This window comes from Streptomyces mobaraensis (assembly GCF_020099395.1).
Taxonomy (GTDB): domain Bacteria; phylum Actinomycetota; class Actinomycetes; order Streptomycetales; family Streptomycetaceae; genus Streptomyces.
In genome coordinates this window covers 5,848,893-5,863,890 of sequence record NZ_CP083590.1, presented here as the reverse complement: position 1 = coordinate 5,863,890, position 14,998 = coordinate 5,848,893, and the positions used below count along the sequence as shown (strand labels likewise).

General features: G+C 73.9%; 18 protein-coding genes. 7 read left to right on the top strand and 11 right to left on the bottom strand.

Annotation, left to right across the window (positions count from 1 at the left end):
- Positions 1 to 45: 45 nt before the first annotated feature.
- A complete protein-coding gene (locus tag K7I03_RS25905; RefSeq protein ID WP_185945811.1) occupies positions 46 to 1,683 on the bottom strand; it encodes a solute symporter family protein in 1,638 nt (545 codons plus the stop codon).
- Positions 1,680 to 2,069 (bottom strand): DUF485 domain-containing protein, encoded by a 390-nt coding sequence (locus K7I03_RS25900; protein WP_398857954.1) that lies wholly within the window; start codon positions 2,067 to 2,069, stop codon positions 1,680 to 1,682. The genes K7I03_RS25905 and K7I03_RS25900 overlap by 4 nt, the downstream gene beginning before the upstream one ends.
- Positions 2,070 to 2,307: 238 nt before the next feature.
- Here K7I03_RS25900 and K7I03_RS33905 point away from each other — a divergent pair, with 238 nt between their 5' ends.
- Both K7I03_RS33905 and K7I03_RS25895 read left to right on the top strand, forming a co-directional pair.
- The gene (locus K7I03_RS33905; RefSeq protein WP_260630448.1) at positions 2,308 to 2,442 is read left to right on the top strand and encodes a hypothetical protein; all 135 of its coding nucleotides are present in this window, start codon (positions 2,308 to 2,310) and stop codon (positions 2,440 to 2,442) included.
- A gap of 384 nt (positions 2,443 to 2,826) precedes the next feature.
- Positions 2,827 to 4,353, top strand: coding sequence for a S8 family peptidase (locus K7I03_RS25895; protein WP_185945813.1), 1,527 nt, complete (start codon positions 2,827 to 2,829; stop codon positions 4,351 to 4,353).
- Here K7I03_RS25895 and K7I03_RS25890 read toward each other — a convergent pair.
- Positions 4,314 to 5,048, bottom strand: a complete 735-nt coding sequence (locus tag K7I03_RS25890) for a lysoplasmalogenase (RefSeq protein WP_185945814.1) — start codon at positions 5,046 to 5,048, stop codon at positions 4,314 to 4,316. The genes K7I03_RS25895 and K7I03_RS25890 overlap by 40 nt on opposite strands.
- The gene (locus K7I03_RS25885; RefSeq protein WP_185945815.1) at positions 5,045 to 5,941 is read right to left on the bottom strand and encodes a sterol desaturase family protein; all 897 of its coding nucleotides are present in this window, start codon (positions 5,939 to 5,941) and stop codon (positions 5,045 to 5,047) included. Before K7I03_RS25885 ends, K7I03_RS25890 begins: the two co-directional genes overlap by 4 nt.
- A 186-nt stretch (positions 5,942 to 6,127) precedes the next feature.
- Here K7I03_RS25885 and K7I03_RS25880 point away from each other — a divergent pair, with 186 nt between their 5' ends.
- The 3 genes from K7I03_RS25880 (at position 6,128) to K7I03_RS25870 (ending at position 9,005) form a co-directional block, all read left to right on the top strand.
- Entirely contained in the window at positions 6,128 to 7,132 is a 1,005-nt protein-coding gene (locus tag K7I03_RS25880) for a DEDDh family exonuclease (RefSeq protein ID WP_185945816.1), read from the top strand.
- A gap of 173 nt (positions 7,133 to 7,305) precedes the next feature.
- A complete protein-coding gene (locus tag K7I03_RS25875; protein ID WP_185945817.1) occupies positions 7,306 to 8,202 on the top strand; it encodes an SURF1 family cytochrome oxidase biogenesis protein in 897 nt (298 codons plus the stop codon).
- A 47-nt stretch (positions 8,203 to 8,249) separates the two neighbouring features.
- On the top strand, positions 8,250 to 9,005 hold the full coding sequence (locus tag K7I03_RS25870; protein ID WP_185945818.1) for an SDR family oxidoreductase: 756 nt from the start codon (positions 8,250 to 8,252) through the stop codon (positions 9,003 to 9,005).
- Positions 9,006 to 9,141: 136 nt separating this feature from the next.
- On the opposite strand, the gene amaP is transcribed toward K7I03_RS25870, so the two are convergent.
- From amaP to K7I03_RS25845, 5 genes are read right to left on the bottom strand one after another with little or no spacing between them, the layout of a single operon-like run.
- Entirely contained in the window at positions 9,142 to 9,738 is a 597-nt protein-coding gene (gene amaP, locus K7I03_RS25865; RefSeq protein WP_185945819.1) for an alkaline shock response membrane anchor protein AmaP, read from the bottom strand.
- Positions 9,739 to 9,745: 7 nt separating this feature from the next.
- Positions 9,746 to 10,369: a DUF6286 domain-containing protein gene (locus tag K7I03_RS25860; RefSeq protein WP_185945820.1), complete on the bottom strand. Its 624-nt coding sequence runs from the start codon at positions 10,367 to 10,369 to the stop codon at positions 9,746 to 9,748.
- On the bottom strand, positions 10,366 to 10,740 hold the full coding sequence (locus K7I03_RS25855) for an Asp23/Gls24 family envelope stress response protein (protein ID WP_185945821.1): 375 nt from the start codon (positions 10,738 to 10,740) through the stop codon (positions 10,366 to 10,368). The genes K7I03_RS25860 and K7I03_RS25855 overlap by 4 nt, the downstream gene beginning before the upstream one ends.
- A gap of 21 nt (positions 10,741 to 10,761) precedes the next feature.
- On the bottom strand, positions 10,762 to 10,965 hold the full coding sequence (locus K7I03_RS25850; RefSeq protein ID WP_004956272.1) for a hypothetical protein: 204 nt from the start codon (positions 10,963 to 10,965) through the stop codon (positions 10,762 to 10,764).
- A gap of 57 nt (positions 10,966 to 11,022) precedes the next feature.
- On the bottom strand, positions 11,023 to 11,463 hold the full coding sequence (locus K7I03_RS25845) for an Asp23/Gls24 family envelope stress response protein (protein WP_185945822.1): 441 nt from the start codon (positions 11,461 to 11,463) through the stop codon (positions 11,023 to 11,025).
- Between the two features lie 256 nt (positions 11,464 to 11,719).
- Between K7I03_RS25845 and K7I03_RS25840 the strand changes: the two genes are divergently transcribed.
- Positions 11,720 to 12,631 carry a hypothetical protein gene (locus K7I03_RS25840; RefSeq protein ID WP_224347215.1) on the top strand — a complete coding sequence of 304 codons (912 nt, stop codon included), beginning with the start codon at positions 11,720 to 11,722 and terminating at the stop codon, positions 12,629 to 12,631.
- A gap of 168 nt (positions 12,632 to 12,799) precedes the next feature.
- A complete protein-coding gene (locus K7I03_RS25835) occupies positions 12,800 to 13,510 on the top strand; it encodes a hypothetical protein (protein WP_185945823.1) in 711 nt (236 codons plus the stop codon).
- 319 nt (positions 13,511 to 13,829) lie between these two features.
- Here the strand turns inward: K7I03_RS25835 and K7I03_RS25830 are convergent, their stop codons facing one another.
- A complete protein-coding gene (locus tag K7I03_RS25830) occupies positions 13,830 to 14,621 on the bottom strand; it encodes an enoyl-CoA hydratase/isomerase family protein (protein ID WP_185945824.1) in 792 nt (263 codons plus the stop codon).
- A 120-nt stretch (positions 14,622 to 14,741) separates the two neighbouring features.
- Complete coding sequence (locus K7I03_RS25825) at positions 14,742 to 14,963, bottom strand: helix-turn-helix domain-containing protein (RefSeq protein ID WP_004955677.1); 222 nt, start codon at positions 14,961 to 14,963, stop codon at positions 14,742 to 14,744.
- Positions 14,964 to 14,998 lie beyond the last annotated feature (35 nt).

The following is a 14,998-nucleotide window of genomic DNA, read 5'->3' as shown; positions in this document are numbered from 1 at the left end:
CCGCCGGTGCTCGGGGGGCGTGCGGGTCAGTGCGCGCCGTACGGGTCAGTGCGCGCCGTAGCCGGTGAGCGAGCGGACCTCCAGTTCGGCGTACTTCTTGGGGTCGGCGGCCTCGCGGGAGAGCAGCGAGCCCAGCCAGCCGAGCAGGAAGCCGAGCGGGATGGAGACCAGGCCGGGGTTGCCGAGCGGGAACCAGTCGAAGCTCATGCCGGGGAAGAGGGCCTTCTCGTTGCCGGAGACGACCGGCGAGAAGATCACCAGGGTGACGGAGCTGACGAGTCCGCCGTAGATCGACCACAGGGCGCCCTGGGTGGTGAAGCGCTTCCAGAACAGGCTGTAGAGGATCGTCGGCAGGTTGGCCGAGGCGGCGACGGCGAAGGCGAGGGCGACCAGGGCGGCGGCGTTCAGCCGGTGGGCGAAGATGCCCAGCGCGATGGAGATCCCGCCGATCACCACGGCCGCGATCTTGGCGGTGAGCAGTTCCTCCTTCTCGTCCGTGCGGCCCTTGCGGATCACATTGGCCCACAGGTCGTGGGCGAACGAGGCGGAGGAGGCGAGGGTGAGTCCCGCGACCACCGCGAGGATGGTGGCGAAGGCGACGGCCGAGATCACCGCGAGCAGGATGGCGCCGCCGGTGGAGCCGGCGCCTCCGCCGACCTCCTCGGCGAGCAGCGGCGCGGCGGTGTTGCCGGACTCGTTCGAGGCGATGATCGTCTTGGAGCCGACCAGGGCGGCGGCGCCGAAGCCCAGCGCGATGGTCATCAGGTAGAACGCGCCGATGATGCCGATGGCCCAGTTCACCGACTTCCGGGCCGCCTTGGCGGTGGGCACGGTGTAGAAGCGGATCAGGATGTGCGGCAGACCGGCCGTACCCAGGACGAGCGCGATGCCCAGCGAGACGAAGTTGAGCTTGGACGTGCCGTCCTTGCCGTACTGGAGTCCGGGCTCCAGGAACGCCTTGCCCTTGCCGCTCTTGTCGGCCGCGGCGCCGAGCAGCTCGGAGAGGTTCCAGTGGAACTTGTTGAGCACGAGGATAGTGATCAGCAGGGTGCCCGCGATAAGCAGGACCGCCTTGACGATCTGCACCCAGGTGGTGCCCTTCATCCCGCCGATCGTCACGTACAGCACCATCACCAGCCCGACCAGGGCGATGATCCAGCGCCGCGACCCCTCGCCGCTCGCGCCCAGCAGCAGGGCCACGAGGGCGCCCGCGCCGACCATCTGGGCCAGCAGGTAGAAGATCGAGACGACGATGGTGGAGGTGCCGGCGGCGGTGCGCACCGGCCGCTGGTTCAGCCGGTGGGCGAGGACGTCGGCCATGGTGAAGCGGCCGGAGTTGCGCAGCGGCTCGGCGACGAGCAGCAGGGCGACCAGCCAGGCGACGAGGAAGCCGATGGAGTACAGGAACCCGTCGTAGCCGAAGAGGGCGATGGCGCCGGCGATGCCGAGGAACGACGCGGCGGACATGTAGTCGCCGGAGATGGCGAGGCCGTTCTGGAAGCCCGTGAAGGAGCGGCCGCCGGCGTAGAAGTCGTCGGTGCCCTTGGTCTGCCGGCCGGCCCAGACGGTGATGCCCAGGGTGATGGCGACGAAGACCGAGAACAGGGTGATGATCAGAGTGCGGTGCTCCCCCGCGCCGCTCGCGGCGGCGAGCAGGGGCGCGGCGGTCGGTGCGCCGGTCATTCGGCGGCCTCCATACGGGCCTTGAGGGCTTCCGCCTTGGGGTCGATACGGGCCGCGGCGTGCCGCGCGTACCACCAGGCGATGAGGAAGGTGGTGAGGAACTGGGCGAGTCCGAGGACGAGGGCGACGTTGACGTGCCCGGCCACGGTGGTGCCCATGAAGTCGCCGGCGTAGTTGGACAGCAGGACGTAGAGCAGGTACCAGCCGATGAAGGCGACGGTCAGCGGGAAGGCGAAGGACCGGTGCGCACGGCGCAGTTCGCCGAACTCGGCGCTGCCCTGGACGGCGGTGAAGCGGTCGGGCTGACCGGGGATCCCGGGGCGGGCGGGCGTGCCCTCCGGGTGTGCTGTGGTGGGTGGGGTCTCCGCGACCTCTTCTGAGTCCACGGCCTCTCCTGACGGTGGGGTTGCGGGGTGCGAGTGGTGTCCGATGCACGAGGGACTGTGATTCGGATCACGCATCGTAGAGGGACACCGCAGTATGCGACAGGGGGAGGACGGTGCATGGCGCAGCGCGGCCGGCCGGCGCAATACCCGCCGCACGCCGCCTCGTTGCCCTGGCGTGAGCACCGAGTCGCCGCCTCAGCCGCAGTCCCCCGGTCGACGACCGTTCGGAGTCATCAGGTTGACGTCCCCCATAGCGGCCGTCCCCGCCCCCCGGCCCGCCGCCCTCCCCACCGCGGGCCGCTGCCGCTGGTACGGGCCGCGGGTGCCGCTGCCACTGCTGAGCATCGACGCGCTGCGCGGGGGCGGCGGCTGAGCGGCGCGCGGGCCGTTGGCCCCTGCGGCGGCCGGGTCATTCCCGTTCTTACGCGCCTGTGGCCGCTGAGCCGTCCCCGTCCCTACGCCCCCGCGGCGCGGGCTGGGCGGCTCCCGTCCCCACGGCCGCCCGGCGGCGTGACCGGCGGCATGGCCGACGGGCGGCCTGCAGTCGGCATGGCCGGCCGGCAGGCGCCCGGCGAAGTGTCCCCGCCCGGGGGAGACCGGACGGACTGTCCCGTTCCCCGGGCTTGTGGCGGGCATGCGCCGGTTTTTTCTTGGGGAATTCATTGCTCATCGCCCATGATCGGCGCTAGCTTCACTCGTCATGTACCCGTCCGGCACGCCTGGTGCCCGACGGCTCCCCGGATGATGTGGAGTTCCCATGGCTCATCTGCGCCCCAGACGCCGGCACGCCGCCCTCGCGTTCCCCGTCGGCCTGGCCCTCACCGCCTCGATCGGCTTCCTGCCGGGCACCGCCTCGGCCGCCGCGCCGGCCGCGAAGGCCCCGCAGGCCAAGGTGCGGACGGACGGGCCACTGCTGTCGTACGTGGTCAACACGGGGACCGCGCGGGCCACGCTCGACCAGGTGAAGAAGGCCGTCGGAAGCAACGGCGGCAGCATCGTGGAGTCGTACGACAAGATCGGCGTCATCGTCGTCCACTCCAAGAACCCCGACTTCGCCAAGGCGCTGCGCACGGTGCCCGGCGTCGAGTCGGCCGGTGCCACCCGGACCGCGCCCATCACCCCGGCGGCCACCACGGACGTCGGCAAGCCCGAGAAGCTGAAGCTGTCGAAGGCCAACGCGCTGGCCGCCGCCAAGACCGCCAAGCCGGGCAAGGAGCCGCTGGAGAGCCTCCAGTGGGACATGGCCGCCATCAAGGCGGACAAGGCCGCGAAGATCAACCCGGGCAGCCGCAAGGTCACCGTCGGCGTCATCGACACGGGCGTCGACGACACCCACCCCGACCTCGCCCCGAACTTCTCCCGCGCCCAGTCGGCCAGCTGCGTCACCGGCAAGGCCGACACCAGCGCGGGCGCCTGGCGCCCGTACAACCCCAAGGAGGACTACCACGGGACGCACGTCGCCGGCACCATAGCCGCGGCGCGCAACGGGATAGGCGTCACGGGCGTCGCCCCGAACACCAAGGTCTCCGCCATCAAGGTGAGCACCAAGACCGGCAGCTTCTTCTACGCGGAGAGCGTGGTCTGCGCCTTCGTCTTCGCCGCCGACCACGGCATAGCGGTGACGAACAACAGCTACTACGTCGACCCGTGGATGTTCAACTGCGCGAACGACGCGGACCAGAAGGCGATAGCCGACGCGGTCGAGCGCGCCACCGCGTACGCCGACCGCAAGGGCGTCGTCAACGTCGCCTCCGCGGGCAACTCCAACTTCGACCTGGCCGCGAAGAAGATCACGGACAAGTCGAGCCCCAACGACACCAAGCCCGGTTCGCGTGACATCGACCCGTCCACCTGCCTGGACGTCCCGGCCCAGCTGCCCGGCGTCGTCACCGTCTCCGCGACCGGCGTCAACTCGCTGAAGTCGTACTACTCCAACTACGGCCAGGGCGTCATCGACGTCGCAGCCCCCGGCGGCGACATCCGCCAGGTGCCGGACGCCCCCGCCAAGGACGGCCGCATCCTGTCCACCATGCCGGGTGGCGACTACGCCTACCTGCAGGGCACCTCGATGGCCGGCCCGCACGTGGCCGGTGTGGCGGCGCTGCTGAAGGCGACGCACCCGAAGTCCAACGCGGCCGAGATCCAGTGGATCCTCAAGGCCCAGGCGAAGAACCCGGGCTGCCCGGTCAACGCCCCCGCGGACGCTCCCTGCGTCGGCACCAAGAACATCAACAGCCACTACGGCTACGGCATCGTCGACGCCCTGGCGGCCGTGAAGAACTGACGCACGACGCCTGGTACGCGGAGGGGGTCCGGCCGGTGCCGGGCCCCCTCGGTGCTGTCGGCGGCTTCGAGCACGCCTTCCGCCAGCAGGTACTGGGCGCCCAGGTAGGTCAGCATGATCCAGAACTGGGGTGCGGGCGGCTGCGGCCGGCCGGCGAGACCGCTCGCGATGAGGCCGTCCGAGAGCAGGAAGAGCGCGCCGCCCGCCGCCGCCCGGCGCCCGGTCCGGAGGGCGCCGAACGCCGTCGCCGTCAGCAGCAGGCCGTAGAACGCGACGGGCGGCCGCAGTCCGGCCGGGAGGCCCGGCCAGAGGAGGGCGGTCGTCCCGGCCCAGGCGGCGGCGTAGCCGGCCGCGAGCCGACGGCGGGATGCCGGGCCCGTGCCATGCCGGGTGAACAGGGCGAGGTAGCAGCCGTGTCCGGCCGCGAAGGCGCCCATGCCCAGCAGGAACGGGAGTTCCCCGGCGACCTGGAGCAGGGTGTCGCCGGCGCAGCCGAAGAGCAGGGCGAGGGCGAGTGTCCGGGGGCCGCCGCGGCGGAGGACGTACTCGGCGAGCAGCGGCATCAGCACCGGTTTGGTGGCGCGGGCGACGGGCTCGGCGCCGCCGGCGAGCGCGCCCAGGTGGACGCCCGCGGCGGCGGCGAAGGCGAGCGGCAGGCCGCGCGAGGACCGGGAACTCCGGCGAAAGGCCCTCATCCGACGCTCTCCGGTGCCGCGGCCTTCTCGGCCGGGGTACGGAGCGTCGGCGTCGCCGCCGGCGGGCGCGGCTGCCAGCCCGGGCCGCGGAAGATCCGTCCGGCCCGTTCCCGCCAGCTCCGGGCCGCGCGGAGGTCGCGGGCGATGGCGGCGTACTCGTGGGTGGCGACCCGGAGCGGGTTGTAGGTACTGATGTTCTTCGTCAACCCGTAGACGGGCCGTTCGGCCTCGGCGACGAAGGAGCCGAAGAGGCGGTCCCAGATGATCAGGATCCCGCCGAAGTTGCGGTCCAGGTAGCCCCCTTGCGAGGCGTGGTGGACGCGGTGGTGGGACGGGGTGTTGAGGACGTACTCGAACGGCCGGGGCAGCTTGCCGATCCGCTCGGTGTGCACCCAGAACTGGTAGACGAGGTTGACCCCGGAGCAGAACGCGACGGCGGCCGGGTGCACGCCTGCGGCGACCATCGGGACGTAGAACGGCCAGACCGTCCAGGTCGTCCAGGGCTGGCGGAGCGCGGTGGTGAGGTTGAACTTGCGGCTGGAGTGGTGCACCACGTGGCACGCCCAGAGGATTCTGACGACGTGGTGCCCGCGGTGCGACCAGTAGTAGAAGAAGTCCTGGGCGAGCAGCATCAGGGGCAGCGTCCACCAGAGGACGGGGACGCGCAGCGGCGTGAGCGCGTAGATCGCGCTGTAGACCGCCACGATCGGGATCTTCCAGAGCGCGTCGAAGACGACGCTGCCCACGCCCATGCCGATGCTGGTCGCCGCGTCCTTGGTCTCGTACCCCTCGGCCTCCTCGTCCGGATGGATCCGGTAGCTCACCACTTCGATCGCGGTGAGCACGGCGAAGGCGGGGACCGACCACAACACGACATCCGGAAGGTGCGGCATGACGGCACCATAAGCACCCCTACGGGCCTGCCGCTAGGGGTTGTTACCGTCGGGTACCGATCGCGCGTTACCCGGGGTTCGGAGAGGCGGGAGCGGGTGCGCGGCCGGGAGGCGGGGGACGGCCGCGGGGTGGCCGGCCCGGGGGCCAGGATCTGTTGTCAGTGGGGGCCCGTAAGCTCTGGGACCATGCTCGAAGACCGCACCGCAGCCGCATCGCCCGCCTCGTGGCCGGCCGCGTATCCCGACGGATACGCGGTCGTCGACGTGGAGACCACCGGTCTCGCCCGGGACGACCGCATAGTGTCGGCCGCCGTGTACCAACTGGACGCCAGAGGCCGGGTGGAGGACACCTGGTACACGCTGGTGAATCCGCGGCGCGATCCCGGTCCCGTCTGGATCCACGGGCTCACCTCCGAAGTCCTCGCGGACGCGCCGCTGTTCGAGGACGTCTCGGAGGAGTTCGCGCGACGGCTGGAGGGGCGGGTGCTGGTCGCGCACAACGCGGCCTTCGACTGGTCCATGATCGCCCGGGAGTACGCCCGGGCCCGGGCCGAGGCGCCGGTGCGCCAGCGGCTGTGCACGATCGCGCTCTCCAAGGAGCTGCGGCTGCCGCTGCCCAACCACAAGCTGGAGTCGCTGGCCGCGCACTACGGGGTGGTCCAGCGGCAGGCGCACCACGCGCTCGACGACGCGCGGGTGCTGGCCGAGGCGTTCCGGCCGAGTCTGCACCTGGCGGCCGAGGCGGGGCTGCGGCTGCCGCTGCTGGCCTGCCAGCCGCTGACGGAGTGGTCGGACGGGCCCGCGGCCGTCCGCTCGGCGACGGTCGGCTACCAGCCGGACCGGCGGCACGGCGGGGGGCCGGCGAGCTGGCGGCCCAGCCGGCGGCGGCCCGCCTGCCCGTACCCCAACCCCGGGCGGTACGAACCGGGCAAACAGCTCATCCAGGGCATGCGGGTGGCGTTCTCCGGCGACACCTCCATCGACCGCGAGCTGCTGGAGGACCGCGCGACGGAGGCCGGGCTGCACGTGGCGACGAGCCTGTCCCGGCTCACCAGCCTGCTGGTCACCAACGATCCGGGCTCCTACACCTCCAAGACGGTCAAGGCGCGCCAGTTCGGGACGCCGGTGGTGGACGAGGCCGTCTTCGTCCAGCTGCTGTCGCACGTCGTCCCGGCGGACGCGACGGACTGACGGACGCGACGGACGCGACGGACAGGACGGACGCGCGGACGTGACGCGTGCGACGAGCGCGATGGACGTGACGAGCGCGAGGACGTGACGGGCGTAACGGACACGCCCACCGGCGCGCGGCGGCCCGGCACCCCGTGACCGGACGGCCGGAGCCACCAGGTACCGTCACTCGGGTGTACCGCTTCCTGCTGACCCGGCAGTGGGTGATCCTCACGCTCGTGGGGCTCGTCCTCATCCCGGTGATGATCGAATTGGGCTTCTGGCAGCTCCATCGCCATGAGCAACGGGTGGCGCGCAACAACCGCATCGAACGCAGCCTCACCCGCCCACCCGTTCCCGTCACGGAGCTCACCGCGCCCGGGCGCGAGGTCCCCGGCGACAACGTCTGGCGCCGGGGCACCGCCCGGGGGCGGTACGACGTCAAGGGCGAGGTGGTGGCGCGGCTCCGCACCGACAACTCCGGCAAGTCCGGATATATGGTCATCACGCCCTTCGTGCTGGAGGACGGCAAGGCGATCCTGGTCAACCGCGGCTGGGTGCCGGCCGACGCCGGCCAGCGCACGTTCCCCCAGGTACCCGCACCGCCGTCCGGCACGATCGACCTGGTCGGTCGTCTGCGGGCGGACGAGGACCCGGGCAGCGGCATCCGCGACACCAAGGGGCTGCCGCCCCGGATGATCATGATCATCAACAGTCAGCGGCAGGGCGAGCAGTCGCACCGCCCGATGCTGGGCGGCTATCTGGAGCTCATCTCCCCCGCGCCCGACGGCCAGCCGCAGACGATCGACGACCCCGATCACAGCAGCATCGGCAACCACATGGCGTACACCGTGCAGTGGTGGCTGTTCTCGGCGTTCGTGCCGGTCGGCTGGGTCATCCTGGTCCGGCGGGAGCGCCGCGACCAGGCCGCGGCAGCGGCGGCCGCGGCCGCGGCGAAGGACGCGGCAGGCTCGGGGGACCCCGAGAAGCCGGACTCCACGAAGCCGGACCCCGCGAAACCCGAGCCCCAGCCCGAGCCCCAGCCCAAGGCCGGCGCCGGCGCCACCGCCGCCCCTCCCGCCTCGGACTGACCCCTCCTCCCCCTGACAAGCCGTCCCCCGCCCGGCACACTGGCCGCATGGATCTTGGACTCAAGGACCGGGTGTACGTACTCACCGGCGCGACGCGCGGGCTGGGCCTCGCCACCGCCCGCCGGCTGGTGGCCGACGGAGCCCGCGTGGTGCTCTCCGGCCGGGACGCGGCGACGGCGGAGGCCGCCGCCGCGGAACTCGGCCCCGGCGCGGCCGGGGTGGCCGCCGACAACGCGGACCCGGCCGCGGCCGGGCGGCTGATCGCCACCGCGCGCGAGCGCTTCGGCCGCTTCGACGGCGTCCTCGTCAGCGTCGGCGGCCCGCCGGCGGGCCGGTTCGCCGACAACGACGACGACCAGTGGCGGGCGGCCTTCGAGTCCGTCTTCCTCGGCGCCGTCCGGCTCGCCCGGACCGCCGCCGCCGAACTGTCCGAGGGCGGGGTGATCGGCTTCGTCCTCTCCTCGTCCGTCCACGAGCCCATCACCGGCCTCACCGTCTCCAACGGCCTCCGGCCGGGCCTGGCCGGCTTCGCCAAGTCCCTCGCGACGGAGCTCGGCCCGCGCGGCATCCGCGTCGTCGGCCTGCTGCCCGGCCGCATCGACACCGACCGGGTGCGCGAACTCGACGGCCTCACCGACGACCCCGAGGCGACCAGGACCGCCCGCGCGGAGGCGATCCCGCTCCGCCGCTACGGCACCCCGGAGGAGTTCGGCACGGTCGCGGCCTTCGTCCTGTCCCCCGCCGCCTCCTACGTCACGGGCGTCATGATCCCGATCGACGGCGGGGCACGGCACGGCTTCTGACCCGCCGGCGGGCACGGCACGGTCGAGCTCCGGCTGGGAACCGACACGAAACCCCCTACCACCGCCGACCCCCGGCCCTCCCAAGCCGGCAGGGCGACGGCAGCAGGCAGGCGACCCTCGCAGGTGCCCCCGGGCGTCAGCCCACCCGTTCCGCCCGGTGCCGTACCGCGCGCAGGCGGACCTTCGCGCGCAGCCGGGGCAGGCCCGTGGACGTGCGGGCGTGGTGCAGGGCCTCCGTGTCCAGGCGGCGCAGGGCCGTCGCCGGGGCCGCGTGGGGGGCCAGGGTGAGGGTGATCCGCGCCTCCGGCCTGCCGTGGCGGCGGGTGAGGACGACGTGGGCGTGGTCGACGCCGTCGAGCGCGCCCGCCTCCGCCGTCAGCGCCTCCTCCAGCGCCCGGCCGCGCAGCCGGGCCACCTCGCCGTCGCCGCAGTCGACGACGATCTCGCGCAGCCGGCGCCGGCGCAGCTGGGTGAGCAGCCACCACAGGGCCAGCAGCACCAGGACGGCGAGGGCGCCGAGCACCAGGGCCCACCACCCGTCGCGCCCACGCCACCGGCGCCGGTCGGCGTCGGTGAGCAGCACGTCGTCCGGGCCGGTGAAGGGCCAGGCGGACGGCAGCGAGAAGTCCCAGTGCACGGGCAGGTCCAGGGCGCCGACGAGCACGGCGGCGCCGAGGGCCACGAGCAGGATCCCGGTCAGGCCCAGCAGCACCCGGTTGACGGTTCTCAGCACCGTACGCTCACCGCCTCGCCGGACGCCGTACCCGGACCGAGAGGACGGGACGCCGGGCGAGGCCCAACTCCCGCAGCCCGTCGGCCAGTACGCCGTCCACGTCGGTACGGACCTCGTCCAGGTCCCGGAAGTGCGCCTGGGCGCGGGCCCGGACGGCGATCCGGCCGACCTCGACGCGGACGGACTGCACGCCCGGCACCTCCATCACCCGGTCCCTGAGCACCAGCGCCGCCGCCCTGCGGTCGAGCCCGGCGCGGAGGTCGGGGGTCTCGCGGCGCATCGGCAGCACCGCCCGCCGCCCGGGCGTGACCGCCAGGACGAGCAGCCAGATCCCGGCCAGCACGGCGAGCACGGCGCCGGTCACGATCCAGCCGTCGTCGAGCGGCCGGTGGGCGAGTTCGCGGGCGAGCCGGCGGCGCCAGCCCATCGCCGGGTGGCCCGCGCGGACGGCGGCCACGTCGTAGAGGAAGAGCCCGGCCAGGCCCAGGACGGCGAGGGCGACCAGGGCGGCGGGCAGCCGGCGGGCGGACCAGAAGCGGCCGGCGCGCCCGACGTCCAGCCGCTCCGTCCCCTCGGGGGGCTCGGGCGGTTCCGCCGGGTCCGGTGCGGAAGGCGGCGTGGGGTCGCTCATCGGACCCGCTCCACCGTGCCGCGCTCCATGTGCGGCGAATGCAGCCGCTCCACCGTGATCACGACCTCCGGCACCTCCATGCCCGCCAGCGCCCGTACCCGCTCGGCGATCCGCCGCCGCACCGCGCGGCAGTGCGCCCCGATGTCCGCCGGATACCCGAGCTCGACCGAGACGCGGACCCGTGCCGTCTCCTCGTGGACGGTCACGGAGGCGAGCGGGGGCGTGCGCCGGCCGTCCGCGCCCCCGCCCGCTCCCGTACCTCCGCCGGGCCCGCCCGGCTCCTCGTCGAGCGCCTCCCGCGCGGCCTGTGAGGCGATCTTCGCGACGACGCGGTCGGCGATCCGGGTCGCCCCGCGTGCGGCCGGTTCCACGGCCCGCCCTCCCGGCACCGCCTACCTCCGCCGGCCGTCGTGTTCGCGGTCGCGGGCGCGCGGCCGGAAGAAGTCGCCGGGCTCCAGGTCTCCCTCCAGGAACCTGCCCACGACGAACCCGACGGCGCCCAGCGCCGCCACCAGCAGGAAGGCGCCGAAACCGCCGAAGTATCCGGCGAATCCCAGCGCCATGCCGACGATCAAGCCGACCACGGCCATGCTCATCGTGCGCTCCTCAACGAGTCGGACGGGCGGGCCGGCCCGGGGGCCGGCCGCTGTGCCTCACTGGATCCTGGGCGCCGCCGGCTCCTCCTCTTCCTCGTCCGGCAGCTTCACATCGCTCACGGCGATGTTCACCTCGACGACCTCCAGGCCGGTCATGCGCTCGACCGCGGAGATCACGTTCTCCCGCACGGCGCGGGCCACATCGGCGATGGCGACGCCGTAGTCGACGACGATCTCCAGGTCGAGCGCGGTCTGCACCTCGCCGACCTCGGCCTTCACGCCGCGCGTGACGGACTTGCCGCCGCCGGGGACCCGGTCGCGGACCGCGCCGAACGTCCTGGCCAGCCCGCCGCCCATCGCGTGCACGCCGACCACGTCGCGGGCGGCCATTCCGGCGATCTTCTCGACGACGCCGTCGGCGATGGTGGTACGGCCCCGGTCGGCGGGGGCCACGTACTCCTTGGCGCCGCCCTCGCGGCCTTCCGCGGTGTCGGTCATGGTCGTTCGCCTCGCTTCCGAAGGAGTGTTCCTGGGGACGGGAAAGGGAGGGGACAACGTCACTGGTCCTGTTGCCCACCATAGGCCCTGCTGGGGGGAGTTTCGCGGCGTGTGCGGCATCCCGGGCGCTCTTCCCGTCGCCACCCGGCCTTCCGCGCCGTCCGGCGCGCCGGGCGGCGCGGAATGCGGCAGTCTGGTGCCCTCCGGGGACGGATGGCAGCGGCGGGACGACGGCGGTGGGACGACAGGGATGACCGTGGACACGCAGACCGGGCCGGACCGGCCGGACGGCTGGGACCGGCGGGATGAACGGGACGAGCGGGACAGGCAGGACGGGCAGGACGAGCGGGACCGTGACAGGTCCGACGCGCTCGCCCGCGCCGTCCGCCGGCAGCTCGGGCTCGGCGCGCTGCTGCCCCTGGGGGACCCGGCCGACGGCGCCTGGATCACCGAGGAGGCGGTGGCCCGGGTGCTGCGCCGGGCGGCGCGCGGAGTGGCGGGCGTCCGGCTCGGCACCCTCCGTGTCACGACGGCCGGAGGCGCGCCCGGTGCCGTACCGCCATCCGGGTTCCCCGCGCCGCCCGGCGCCCTCCCGCCGGGCCCGCTGCGCTGTGCCGCGGACCTGACGACGGCGCTCGTCCCCGGCGCCGTCCCCCACGAGTTCGCGCACGGCGTCCCGCACGAGCCGCTGTACGAGACGGCCGACCGGCTGCGCGCCGCGCTGTGGGCGGTGTCCGAGGAACGGCTGGGACTGGAGTGGGCGGCGATCGACCTGAGGGTGACGGACGTCCTTCGCGATCTGCCGCCGGAAGGGGACCGGACACCGGAACCGCAGGGAGACACCCCGCCCCCCGGCCCCGAACCCGCCGACCCCGTAAGGGCCGCCGCCCTCGCCGTCACCGGCGTGGCCCGCGAACACGCCGTGCTCGGCGGGGGCCGCGCCCCCGCCGCCCGGGTGCAGATCGCCGTCGCCGGCGGGCACCGGGCGGCCGACGTGGCGCGGGCCGTGCGCGGTGCGCTGGGCCCGGCGCCGGTCGCCGTGGTCGTCACCGCCGTCGACCCGACGGAGGCGGGCGCCGAGGACCACCGGGCGCACCGGCGGAGGGTGGATCCGGGGGCGGTACGCCCGAGTTCACCGGGTGGGCCGGGGCGCGCGGGCACGCCCTAGAATCCCGCACGTCGACTTCGAGGGGGGACGAAGCTCATGACGTACACGGGTCCACGCCGCCCGGGGCCGCCCTGGCCACCGCCCCACGTGCCGCCCCGGCCGTGGCCACCGCCGCACCGGACCCGCCGGTCCCGTCCCGGGTCCCGTAGGGGCGGCTGTATCGGGGGCGTGCTCGGTTCCGCCCGCCGCAAGGCACAGGCCGTCTTCGCCGCCCCCGGGCCGGGCCGGGTCGAGGATCCGCTGGTCACCCGGGTGCAGTCGGTGCGCGCGCTGCTCGGCGCGCTGGCGACGTTCGGGCTGATCTCGGCCTACGGGGTGGACGGCGGCTGGTCGGCGGTGGTCGACGACGGGGTGAGCAAGCTGTTCCTGGCCCCGGTGGTGCTGATCGTGCTCGGCCCCGTCGTCATCGCCTGCTTCATCTGGTACGCCCCACCGCGCCACCGCCCACTGCTGCGGTCCCGGCTGCGGTACCCGCTGAAGGCGGTCGGCTGGTACGTGGGCGCGGTCCTCGCCCTGGTCGGCTGCGTGGTCGGGTTCTCCTACCTCAACGGCACCGGGGCGCTGGGCTCGGCGTCCGGCCTGCTGGCGCTGGTCGCGGGGCCGTTGGCGCTGTGGCTGATCCTGTTCCTCGCCTTCGCCTCCGGCTCGGCCGCCCGGTACGCGTTCAACACCGCCGATGTGCACGCCGCCCTGCCGGCCGTGCTCACGGTGGTCCTGGTGTGGGCGCTCGCCCTGCTCTCGCTGGGCGACGGGCTGCCGAACGGGCCGACGGCAATCCGCGTCGCCGCGTTCCTCGGCGGCCCGGTCTCCGTGACGGCCGTGGCCCTGTGGGAGCTGTGGTTCCTGAGAAAGCGGTACGGCGTACGGATACGCGGCTGACCGTGCCGGCCGGCGCGCGCGTACGTCCCGCGCGCGTACGTCCGGCCGCGACCGGAACCGCCGCGCTCGGCCGGCGGAACGGTCGCACGGACGGCCGTCGCCGGAGCGGCCCGGACGGGCGGCACACGAGGGACGCGAGGGGCGAGTGACGAGGGGCGGGAAGCGAGAGGCGGAGCGCCCGCCGCACGGCGGCGAGCCCCGGCCGCCGCGCGCCGTCGCCGGCGGCCCCGCCACGCCGGTACCCAGCCCCGCCGCCCTCGCCGTCACCGCACGGCCGGTGCCACTCCCCGCTGCTCCCCGCCGCCCCCGTCACTCCGCGCTACTCCCCCAGCCCCGCCAGGTCCCGCAGCCGCCGCCCCTGGGCGGCGCGTTCGGCGGTGCGCTGGTCGTCGTAGGTACGGCCGGCCGCGTCCCGCAGCAGCGCCTTCGTCTCGACGACCGCGTCGCGCGGGGCCGCCAGCAGGGCCGCGGCGAGGTCGGCGACGGCCGCGTCGAGTTCCGCGGCCGGGACGACGAGGTTGGCCAGGCCGGTGCGCTCGGCCTCCTCGGCGTGGACGAAGCGGCCCGTCGCGCAGATCTCCAGCGCGCGGGCGTAGCCGACCAGCGCGACGAGCGGCCGGGTGCCGGCCAGGTCGGGCACCAGGCCCAAGCTGGTCTCGCGCATGGCGAACTGGGCGTCCTCCGCGCAGACGCGCAGGTCGCAGGCGAGGGCGAGCTGGAAGCCCGCGCCGATGGCGTGGCCCTGGACGGCGGCTATGGAGACGATGTCGTTCCGGCGCCACCAGGTGAACGCCTCCTGGTAGCGGGAGATCTCCGCGTCCAGGTCGGCGTCCGTGCCGCGTGCCAGGTCGAGGAACGACGGCTCGCCGTCGAAGCCCTCGGGGGTGAAGGCCTGCCGGTCGAGGCCTGCGGAGAAGGACTTGCCCTCGCCCCGGAGCACCACGACCCGCACACTGCCCGGCAGCAGCCGCCCGGCCTCGGTGAGGGCCCGCCACAGGGCGGGCGACTGGGCGTTGCGCTTGGCGGGATTGGTCAGGGTGACGGTGGCCACCGCGTCGTCCACGGTGAGCCGGACGCCATCCTGGTCGAGCAGGGCCTGCGGGGCGGTCATGGGAGCCTCCGGTATCGGCATGCAGTCGGCAGTAAGTGACTGCACAGTAACCACCCGGCCGGTCGAACGGCCGACCGGGTGGCACTGCCCATGCTTTTGATGCCCGACAGGTGCGCGGTGTCAGACCGAGGCGGCCTTCTTGCCGCGCGTCGCACCGCCGCGACCCCGCAGGATCACGCCGGATTCGCTGAGCATCCGGTGGACAAAGCCGTAGGAGCGGCCGGTCTCTTCGGCCAGCGCCCTGATGCTCGCACCGGAGTCGTACTTCTTCTTCAGGTCTGCCGCGAGCTTTTCGCGCGCGGCGCCGGTCACCCGGCTGCCCTTCTTCAGAGTCTCGGCCACCCGTGCCTCCTCATGGGAGATGCGCCTCTTGTCTC

What these genes read in the sequence shown, in the direction of transcription:
- K7I03_RS25860 (WP_185945820.1), bottom strand. Translation starts at nt 10,369, where the DNA reads ATGAGCGACCCCACGCCGCCTTCCGCACCGGACCCGGCGGAACCGCCC.
- K7I03_RS25830 (WP_185945824.1), bottom strand. Translation starts at nt 14,621, where the DNA reads ATGACCGCCCCGCAGGCCCTGCTCGACCAGGATGGCGTCCGGCTCACC.
- K7I03_RS25850 (WP_004956272.1), bottom strand. Translation starts at nt 10,965, where the DNA reads ATGAGCATGGCCGTGGTCGGCTTGATCGTCGGCATGGCGCTGGGATTC.
- K7I03_RS25885 (WP_185945815.1), bottom strand. Translation starts at nt 5,941, where the DNA reads ATGCCGCACCTTCCGGATGTCGTGTTGTGGTCGGTCCCCGCCTTCGCC.
- K7I03_RS25905 (WP_185945811.1), bottom strand. Translation starts at nt 1,683, where the DNA reads ATGACCGGCGCACCGACCGCCGCGCCCCTGCTCGCCGCCGCGAGCGGC.
- K7I03_RS25870 (WP_185945818.1), top strand. Translation starts at nt 8,250, where the DNA reads ATGGATCTTGGACTCAAGGACCGGGTGTACGTACTCACCGGCGCGACG.
- K7I03_RS25895 (WP_185945813.1), top strand. Translation starts at nt 2,827, where the DNA reads ATGGCTCATCTGCGCCCCAGACGCCGGCACGCCGCCCTCGCGTTCCCC.
- K7I03_RS25845 (WP_185945822.1), bottom strand. Translation starts at nt 11,463, where the DNA reads ATGACCGACACCGCGGAAGGCCGCGAGGGCGGCGCCAAGGAGTACGTG.
- K7I03_RS25880 (WP_185945816.1), top strand. Translation starts at nt 6,128, where the DNA reads ATGCTCGAAGACCGCACCGCAGCCGCATCGCCCGCCTCGTGGCCGGCC.
- K7I03_RS25890 (WP_185945814.1), bottom strand. Translation starts at nt 5,048, where the DNA reads ATGAGGGCCTTTCGCCGGAGTTCCCGGTCCTCGCGCGGCCTGCCGCTC.